The sequence below is a fragment of the Streptomyces sp. NPDC057654 genome (genome assembly GCF_042800135.1).
Taxonomy (GTDB): domain Bacteria; phylum Actinomycetota; class Actinomycetes; order Streptomycetales; family Streptomycetaceae; genus Streptomyces.
In genome coordinates, this window is the sequence record NZ_JBHVHQ010000327.1 from 1 (window position 1) to 8629 (window position 8629).

Below are 8629 nucleotides of genomic sequence, written 5' to 3' on the forward strand. Positions count from 1 at the left end.
GTCCTGCGCGGCGCGGTCGCCGATGCCCTGGATGACGAGCGGCTCCCGCAGGATCGCGCCGACGCGGGCGCGCGGGTCCATGGAGGCGTACGAGTCCTGGAACATCAGCTGCACCTCCCTGCGGTGCGCGCGCAGTTCCTTGCGGCCGAGGGCGGTGATGTCCTGGCCGCCGAAGCGGATCTCCCCGCCGGTCGGCGACTCCAGCCCGACGACCATCCGGCCGAGGGTGGACTTGCCGCAGCCGGACTCGCCGACGATGCCGAACGTCTCGCCGCGCTTGACGGTCAGCGACACCCCGGCCACCGCGCTGACGGCGGAGGCGCCCTTGCGGCGGGCGAACGGCCCGCTGTTGAGCGGGTACTCCTTGGCGACCTCGCGGAGCGTGAGGAGCGTCTCGTCGGTGCGTACGGGCGCGGCGTCGGGCGCGGGCGGCACGACCTCGGCGACGGGGTCGGTGTCCGGGTCGACGGGGTGGAAGCAGGCGAACTCGTGGTCCGCCGCACCGTCACCGGTCTCCGTGAGCTCCGGCTCCGCCTCCCGGCACTCGTCCGTCGCGAAGGCGCAGCGCGGCGCGAAGCGGCACCCGGTGGGCCGTACGACCAGGGACGGCGGCAGGCCGGGGATGGTGGCCAGCGGCTGCGACTCGTCGGCGGCGCGCTCGGGCAGGGCCGCGAAGAGCGCCTGCGTGTAGCGGTGCCGGGGGGCCGCGAACAGGGGGCGCACCCCCGCCCGTTCCGCGACCTTGCCCGCGTACATCACGGCGACCTTGTCGACCCGCTTGGCGATCACGCCGAGGTCGTGCGTGACCAGGATCATCGCCATGCCGAGCCGTTCCCGGAGCTCGTCGATGAGCTCCAGGATCTGGTGCTGGGTGGTGACGTCCAGGGCGGTGGTGGGCTCGTCCGCGATGAGCAGTTTGGGCTCGCAGACCAGGGCCATGGCGATGGCGACGCGCTGCCGCATGCCGCCGCTGAGCTGGTGCGGGTAGTTCTTCATCCGCTCGCCGGGCTGCGGCATGCCCACCAGCCGCAGGGTCTCCTCGGCCTTCTGCCACGCCTCGGCCTTGGACGCGCCGGTGTGCAGCAGCAGCGGCTCGGCGACCTGCGCGCCGATCGTCATGGTGGGGTTGAGGGAGGTGAGCGGGTCCTGGAAGACCATGCCGATGGTGTTGCCGCGTACGTCGCGCAGTACGGGCTGGGCGGCGGCCGCCAGGTCGGTGCCGTCGAAGAGGATGCGGCCGCCGGTGACGCGCCCGCCGTTGGGCAGGAGCCCGAGGACGGACAGCGCGGTCATGGTCTTGCCGCAGCCGGACTCCCCGACGATGCCGAGGGCCTCGCCGGGCGCGAGGTCGAGGTTGACGCCGTCGAGGGCGTGCACGGTGCGGGCGCGGGAGGCGATCTCGACGTGCAGGTCTTCGATGGCGAGGAGCTTGTCGGTCATGGTGGTTGCCTCAGTTCTTCTGGAGCCGCACGTCGAAGGCGTCGCGCAGGCCGTCGCCGATGAAGTTGAAGGCGGCGACGACGAGGACGATCGCGATGCCGGGCGGGAAGATCAGCCACCAGTAGCCGACCTGCGTGTAGGTGATGCCGGAGGAGAGCATGGAGCCCCAGTCGGCGGCGGGCGGCGGGATCGACAGGCCGAGGAAGGACAGATAGGCGACGTAGAGGATGGCGTCGGCGATCTGGAAGGTGGCGTTGACGATGACCGTGCCGATGGCGTTCGGGACGATGTGCTTGAAGACGGCCCGGCCGCCTCCGCCGCCCATCAGCCGCATGGCGTGGATGTAGTCGCGGCTGCGCAGCGCGAGGGCCTCGCCGCGGATGAGGCGGGCCGGGGAGAGCCAGGCCACCGAGGCGATGATCAGGATGAGCACCGGCTTGCTGGGCGTGATGATCGCGGCGACGACCACGAGCAGGAACAGCGCGGGGATGGCGAGGGCCGCGTCGGTGATGCGCATCATCGTGGCGTCGACCCAGCCGCCGAAGTAGCCGGCGACGGCCCCGTAGACCGTGCCGAAGAGGGTGGCCAGCAGGCCGGCGGCGAGGCCGACCTCCAGGGAGGTCTGGCCGCCGTACATCAGCCGGCCGAGCATGTCGTAGCCGAGGTCGGTGGTGCCCAGGGGGTGGCCGGCGCTGCCCGGGGCCAGGTTGGCCTGGCTCAGGTCGGTGTGCACCTGGTCGGTGTGGTGGATCAGCGGCCCGAGGAAGCAGAACGCGATGAGTCCGACGAGCAGCACCGCGCCGAGCAGCGCGAGCTTGTTGCGGGCGAACACGGTCAGCGTGCGGCGGACGAGGCTGGGGGTGGCGACGGCGGCTTCCGGCTGCGTCGCCTCGACGGCTGCGGCGGTCACGAGACGCTCCTGATCCGGGGGTCGAGGACGGCGTACGCGATGTCGGTGATCAGCGAGCCGATGACGGTGGCCACGCCGACGACGAGGGTGACGCCGAGCAGTACGGGGAAGTCGGAGCCCTGCGCCGAGTTCCAGAAGAGCAGGCCCATCCCCGGGTAGTTGAACATCGACTCGACGACGAGGGCGCCGCTGATGAGGGTGGGGAGGTAGAGGCCGAGGAGGGTGGCGAGCGGGATGAGGGCGTTGCGCAGCACGTGGCGGGCCATGATGCGGGCGTCGGACTGCCCCTTGGCGCGCGCGGTGCGCACGTATTCCTCGCTGAGGTTGTCGAGCACGGCCGAGCGCATATAGCGGCTGAAGGCGGCGATGATGCCGAGCGCCATCGTGACCACCGGCAGCACCAGCGCGGGCAGTTCGGAGAGGATGCCGCCGATCGTGTCGGCCTGTGGCGCCTCGGCCGGGAACAGCTGGAGCTGCTGGCTGAAGACCAGGATGAGGATGAGGCCGAGGAAGAAGACGGGTGTGGCGTAGGCGAGGAAGGCGGCGCCGGTCAGCGCGTAGTCGGCGGCCTTGCCGCGGCGCACGGCCTGGATGATGCCGAGCGGGATGGCGAGGATCGCGGCGACCACGATGGACAGGCCGGTCAGGACGAGCGTCTTGGGCAGCCGCTCGCCGATCAGCGAGGCGACGGACTGGTTGAGCTTGTACGACTCGCCGAGGTCGCCGCTGAGCAGCCGGCCGAGGTACTGCACGTACTGGACGGGCAGCGAACGGTCGTACCCCTGCTGGTGGTTGAAGTGCGCGATGGAGTCCGGGGTGGCGGTCGGGCCGAGGATGGCGCGGGCCGGTCCGCCGGGCAGCAGGTGCAGGAGGACGAAGACGATGATGGAGACGAGGAACAGGACGATGACGGCCTGTCCGACGCGTTTGATGAGGAAGCGGGTCACTTGCCCTCGCCGCCCTTCTTCACGAAGTACCAGTCCTGGGGCGCGAGGGAGAGCGTCGGGTTCTGGCCGACGCCGCGCAGGTCGTTGCGGATGACGGAGACCTGGTACGCGGGGTTGGGCGTCCACAGGACGGGCACCTGGTCGGCGACGTACTGGGCGTACTCGCGCATGGCTGCCGGGTCGCCGGAGTATTCGGTGGCCTTGACGAGCTGGTCCGTCTTGGCGTCGGACCAGTTGCCCATGTTGGAGGGCGCGTTGGTCGCGAAGAGGCTCTCGCCGCTGGGGGCGGGCGGGAAGTACCAGCTGCCCTGGGAGCCGAAGAAGCCCATCTGCCAGCTCTTGCAGGCGGCGTCGGTCTCCTTGCAGGGGACGGTGGTGCCGAGCACGGTGTTGAGCGGCTGCTGGCGGATCTCGAAGTCGATGCCGACCTTGCTCATCGCGGACTTCATCACCTGCATGGTGTTGGAGGTCTCGGTCGAGCCGGACTGGGAGAGGAGTTCCAGCTTGAGCCGCTGCCCCTTCTTGATGCCCTTGCCGCACTCGCCGCCGCCCTCGCCGGGCTTCGCGCACCGCATGACGCCGTCGCGCGAGACCCAGCCGTGGTCCGTGAGCAGCTTCTTCGCCGCCGCCGGGTCGAACGGGTAGGGGTCCTTGGGGAGCAGGCTGGCGGGGACGGGGCCGCGGGTGGGCGCGGCGGAGCCCTGCCAGACGACCTTGGAGATCTCCTTCTGGTCGATGAGGTGCTGGAGCGCCTGGCGGATGTAGAGCTGGCGCAGCATGGGGCCGGCCGTGGGGCTGTTGAAGTTCAGGACGATGTAGGTGATCGCCCAGCCCTCCCACGGGTCGATGCGGTAGCCCATCTCCTTGAACTTCTTCGACTGCGCCATCACCGAGGGTGGGATGTAGCCGTAGTCGACGCCGCCCGCGCGCAACACGTTGAACTCGGAGTCCGCGGTGGTGAAGGGCTTGAAGACGACGCGGTCCAGGTGCGCCTTGTCGGGGCCGCTGTACTTCTTGTTGGGTACGAGCGAGACCTCGCCGTTGGTGGTCCAGCGCTCGATCCGCCAGGGGCCGGCGACGGTCTTCCACAGCGGGTCGGTGGCGAACTTGGAGAGCTGCTTGCCGTGCGAGGTCAGCCGGGCGAAGACCTTCTTGGGGTCCTCGTGCTTCGGGTTCCAGGCGTGTTCGGGCAGCGGCTTGAAGTACTGGAGCGTGTTGTTGGTGAACCAGTCCGGGTTGTACGAGCGGTCGAGCCGCAGCCGGAAGGTGTGCGCGTCCAGGACGTCGAAGCTCTCGACGTTGTCCGGCAGCAGGCCGGGCGAATAGCCGCCCCAGTTCTTCTTGTTGGCCCGGACCAGGTCGAACCAGAACTCGACGTCGGAGGCGGTGACGGGCTTCCCGTCGGACCAGTCGTAGCCCTTCTTGAGCTTGACGGTCACGGTTTTGTTGCCGTCGCTGTAGACCGGCATGCCGTCGGCGACGTTGCGCGGGCTGTCCATCGACAGCTTGTCGCCCTTCTCCTCCGGGTTGAAGAGCAGCGGGTAGAGCAGGTTCTGGATCGAGCTGTTGTACGTGGCCAGGTAGCCGGGCGCGCCGATCGGGAAGATCCAGTTGGGCGTGGAGGCGGGCGGCAGCGCCATGGTGGCCGTGCCGCCCTCGACCTTCACGCCGCCGCTGGCGCCGAGTTCGGTGACGGCGGAGCTCTTCGGGCCGCAGCCGCTGAGCAGGCCCACGCCCAGCACCGCCGCGAGAAGAGCGGCGACGGGCCCGCGTATTCGGATCTTGCGCAGCCCCATGCCGCCTCCATAGTCAACCAATCGAAGATTGCGAGCAAAGTACGGACGAACACGAAAAGAAGTCAAGGGTCTAGCGCACAAGCCTTCGATTGATGTCTACTGTCAGCGAACCAAACCCCGAACTTGCTTCGTTCGTCGAACAAAGCCCGGGAACGGAAGCCCTCAGCAGAAGCCCCCGACAGAAGGGCCGCCAACATGACGGCAGCGGACGAGCAGTCCGGCTCAGCCGCACACGTCCTCGATCTCGTCGCGAGCGGCGCCGCCACCTCGCGCGCCGATCTCGTACGGGAGCTGGGGCTCGCCGCCTCCACCGTCTCCGCCCGCGTCCAGGAGCTCGTCGACGCGGGGCTGCTGACCGAGCACGGCGAGGGCGCCTCGCGCGGCGGGCGCCGCCCCCGGCTGCTGCGCATACCGGACAGCGGGGCCGTCGCCCTCGCCGCCGACCTCGGCAGCCACCACGCCAGAATCGGCGCGGTCGGCCTGACCGACGCCGTCTTCGACACCTCCGAGCACGGCTTCGACCTCACCGCCGGCCCCGGCCCCGCCCTCGACCTGCTCGCCGCGCACCTCGGCGAGCTCGCCGACCGGCAGCGCGCGGCCGGCCGGGCGGTGCGGGCCGTGGGCATCGGCTTCCCCGGCCCCGTCGACACCGCCACCGGCCGGGTCATCGCGCCCTCCCGGATGCCCGGCTGGCATCTGTACGAGCTGGGCGACCGCCTCCGCGACCGGCTCGGCCTGCCCGTCCTCGTCGACAACGACGCCAACCTCATGGCCGCCGGCGAGCACCGCGCCGCCCACCCGGCGCTGCGCCACCTCGTCGTCGTCAAGGCGGGCCGCGGCATCGGCTCCGGCGTCATCAGCGGCGGCCGGCTCTACCGCGGCGCGGGCGGCAGCGCGGGCGACATCAGCCACGTCCGGGTGGACGCCGCGGCCGAGCGCCCCTGCTCCTGCGGGAACATCGGCTGCCTGGAGACCGTCGCGAGCGGCGCGGCCATATCGGCGGCGCTGCGCGAGGGCGGCATCGACGCGGACGGCGCCGCCGACATACTGCGCCTGGTCGCCGACGGCGAGCCGCTCGCCACGACGCTGGTGCGCCAGGCGGGGCGGCACATAGGCGGAGTGCTCTCCGTGGTCGTCAACTTCTTCAACCCGGAGGCGGTCGTCCTCGGCGGCGCCCTGTCCCAGGCCGAGCCGCTGGTCGCCGCCGTCCGGGGCGTCCTGTACGAGCGGTGCCTGCCGATGGCGACGAGCGCGCTGACGATAGCGGCGGCGAGCTGCGGCCCGGACGCGGGGCTGCTGGGCGCGGGCCACGCGGCGCTGCGCGAGTGCGCGGCGGCCGTGCCGGGCCCCTGACCTCCGCGGCCTTCCAGAACACCTCAGACGGTCCGCCACCCCACGGAAAGTGAGCAATCATGACCACCCCCACCCGCCGCCTCCGCATAGGCATCGGCGGCATGTCCATCGAGTCCAGCACCTTCTGCCCGCACCGCTCCACGTACGACGACTTCCGCGTCACCCGCGACGCGGACCTGCTCGCCCGCTACACGTGGACCGGCCCCGGCAGCGACCTCGACGACGTGGTGGAGTGGGTTCCGCTCGTGCACGCCGTGTCCCTGCCCGGCGGCGCGGTCGAGCGGGAGACGTACGACCGGATCAAGGTCGAGCTGACCGACCGCATCCGGGCGGCGGGCCCCCTCGACGGCCTCGTCTACGACATCCACGGCGCGATGAGCGTGGTCGGCCTTCAGGACGCCGAGGGCGACCTCACCGACGCCGTACGGTCCGCGATCGGCTCCGACGCGCTGGTCTCCGCCGCCATGGACCTGCACGGCAACGTCTCCCGCCGGTTCGCCGACCAGCTCGACCTCATCACTGCCCACCGCCTCGCCCCGCACGAGGACGCCTGGGACACCCGCGAGCGCGCGGCCCGCAAGCTCGTGGAGCGCCTCACCTCCGGCAAGGGCCGGCCGAGCGTCGCGTGGGTGCAGATCCCCGTGCTGCTCCCCGGCGAGAAGACCAGCACCCGGCTGGAGCCCGCCAAGTCCCTGTACGGGCGGCTGGCCGGCATCGAGGCGATGGACGGCATCGTGGACGCCGCGATCTGGGTGGGCTACGCCTGGGCGGACGAGCCGCGCTGCAAGGCCGCCGTCGTCGTCACCGGCGACGACGCCGAACTGGCCGCGGCGCAGGCCCGCTCGCTGGCCGAGGAGTACTGGCGGGTGCGCCGTGAGTTCGTCTTCGTCGGCCCGACCGCCGACGCGGACACCGCCATCGCCCAGGCCGTCGCCTCCGACGCCCGCCCGTTCCTGATCAGCGACTCCGGCGACAACCCCACCGCGGGCGGCGCGGGCGACCTGCCCTACATGCTGGAGCGCCTCCTCTCCCACGAAGAGCTGGCGTCCGGCCGCAGCACCGCGATCCACCCCGGCATCATGGACCCGGCGGCGGTGGCGGCGTGCTTCGAGGCGGGCGTCGGCGCGACGGTGAACCTGTCGGTGGGCGGCCACATCAGCAAGTGCGAGCCGTACCAGCTCACCGGCACGGTCACCGCCCTCCAGGGCGCGACGGCCGCCGACGGGGACGGCCCGCGCGGCAACCCGGCCTACGACGAGGGCGGCCGGAGTGCCGCCGTCACCTGCGGCGGCGTGACCGCCGTGCTCACGGAGCGGCGCAAGCCCTTCCACACCCGCGCCGACTTCGGGGAGTTGGACCCGCGCACGTACGACCTGGTCGTCGTCAAGATCGGCTATCTGGAGCCGGAGCTGTACGACATGGCCGCCGACTGGCTCCTCGCGCTGACGCCCGGCGGCGTCGACCAGGACCTGCTGCGCCTGGGCCACCACCGCGTGGAACGCCCGCTGTACCCCTTCGACGACGAGGGCTTCGAGGACCCGGACCTGACGGTCACGCTCCTGTAATCCCCCTGTGGACCGGTACGGGGCCGGGGTTCATCCCCTTCCCCGGCCCCGTACCAGCAGATTTCCCAGCGCGGTCCGGCGGTGCAGGACCGCGCGCCCGGCGCGGACCGAAGTGATCAGCCCCGCGCCGCGCAGAGCCGCCGCGTGGGCGGACGCGGTGGCGTTGCTGACGTTCAGCCGCCGGGCCAGGCCCGTGGTGGTGTGCTCGTCGGCGAGCACGAGCAGGACGTCGAGCCGGGTCCGGCCGAGCACCCCGGCGAGTCCGTCGTACCCGCCGTCGGCGCCGGTCAGCGCGGGCGGCAGGCCGTCGCCCACGGGGCAGGTCACATACAGCGGGCGGCCGGGCAGGTCGGCGATCAGTGGACGGCCCGTCCAGTGGAAGGTGGGTACGAGCACCAGCCCCCGGCCGCCCAGCCGGACGTCCCGCTTCACCGGACCGCTCGCGAACTCCCAGACGCCGTTGTCGCCCAGCCGCCCGCCGGGCACGAGCGCGGTGAGCGCGGCGCCGAGACCGTACTCGGCGACGGTCAGCGCGTACCGGGTGAACTCCGCCCGGTGCAGGTCCTGTACGTGATCCCAGACCGGGCCCAGCACGGCGTCGAAGGCCGAGTGCTGGGC

General features: G+C 71.6%; 7 protein-coding genes. 2 read left to right on the forward strand and 5 right to left on the reverse strand.

What is annotated here, in order from left to right:
* The 4 genes from ACFU99_RS23055 to ACFU99_RS23070 all read right to left on the reverse strand — a co-directional run.
* Positions 1–1440: oligopeptide/dipeptide ABC transporter ATP-binding protein (locus tag ACFU99_RS23055; protein ID WP_384394884.1), on the reverse strand; the 1440-nt coding region annotated here is incomplete at its 3' end.
* Between the two features lie 10 nt (positions 1441–1450).
* On the reverse strand, positions 1451–2350 hold the full coding sequence (locus ACFU99_RS23060) for an ABC transporter permease (protein ID WP_384394885.1): 900 nt from the start codon (positions 2348–2350) through the stop codon (positions 1451–1453).
* Entirely contained in the window at positions 2347–3297 is a 951-nt protein-coding gene (locus tag ACFU99_RS23065; RefSeq protein WP_384394887.1) for an ABC transporter permease, read from the reverse strand. The genes ACFU99_RS23060 and ACFU99_RS23065 overlap by 4 nt, the downstream gene beginning before the upstream one ends.
* Entirely contained in the window at positions 3294–5093 is a 1800-nt protein-coding gene (locus tag ACFU99_RS23070) for a peptide ABC transporter substrate-binding protein (protein WP_384394889.1), read from the reverse strand. Before ACFU99_RS23070 ends, ACFU99_RS23065 begins: the two co-directional genes overlap by 4 nt.
* Positions 5094–5288: 195 nt before the next feature.
* Between ACFU99_RS23070 and ACFU99_RS23075 the strand changes: the two genes are divergently transcribed.
* Positions 5289–6446 carry an ROK family protein gene (locus ACFU99_RS23075; protein ID WP_384394891.1) on the forward strand — a complete coding sequence of 386 codons (1158 nt, stop codon included), beginning with the start codon at positions 5289–5291 and terminating at the stop codon, positions 6444–6446.
* Between the two features lie 59 nt (positions 6447–6505).
* Positions 6506–8011 carry a M81 family metallopeptidase gene (locus tag ACFU99_RS23080; protein ID WP_384394892.1) on the forward strand — a complete coding sequence of 502 codons (1506 nt, stop codon included), beginning with the start codon at positions 6506–6508 and terminating at the stop codon, positions 8009–8011.
* A gap of 30 nt (positions 8012–8041) precedes the next feature.
* Here the strand turns inward: ACFU99_RS23080 and ACFU99_RS23085 are convergent.
* On the reverse strand, positions 8042–8629 hold a 588-nt coding region (locus ACFU99_RS23085), incomplete at its 5' end, for a helix-turn-helix domain-containing protein (protein ID WP_384394894.1).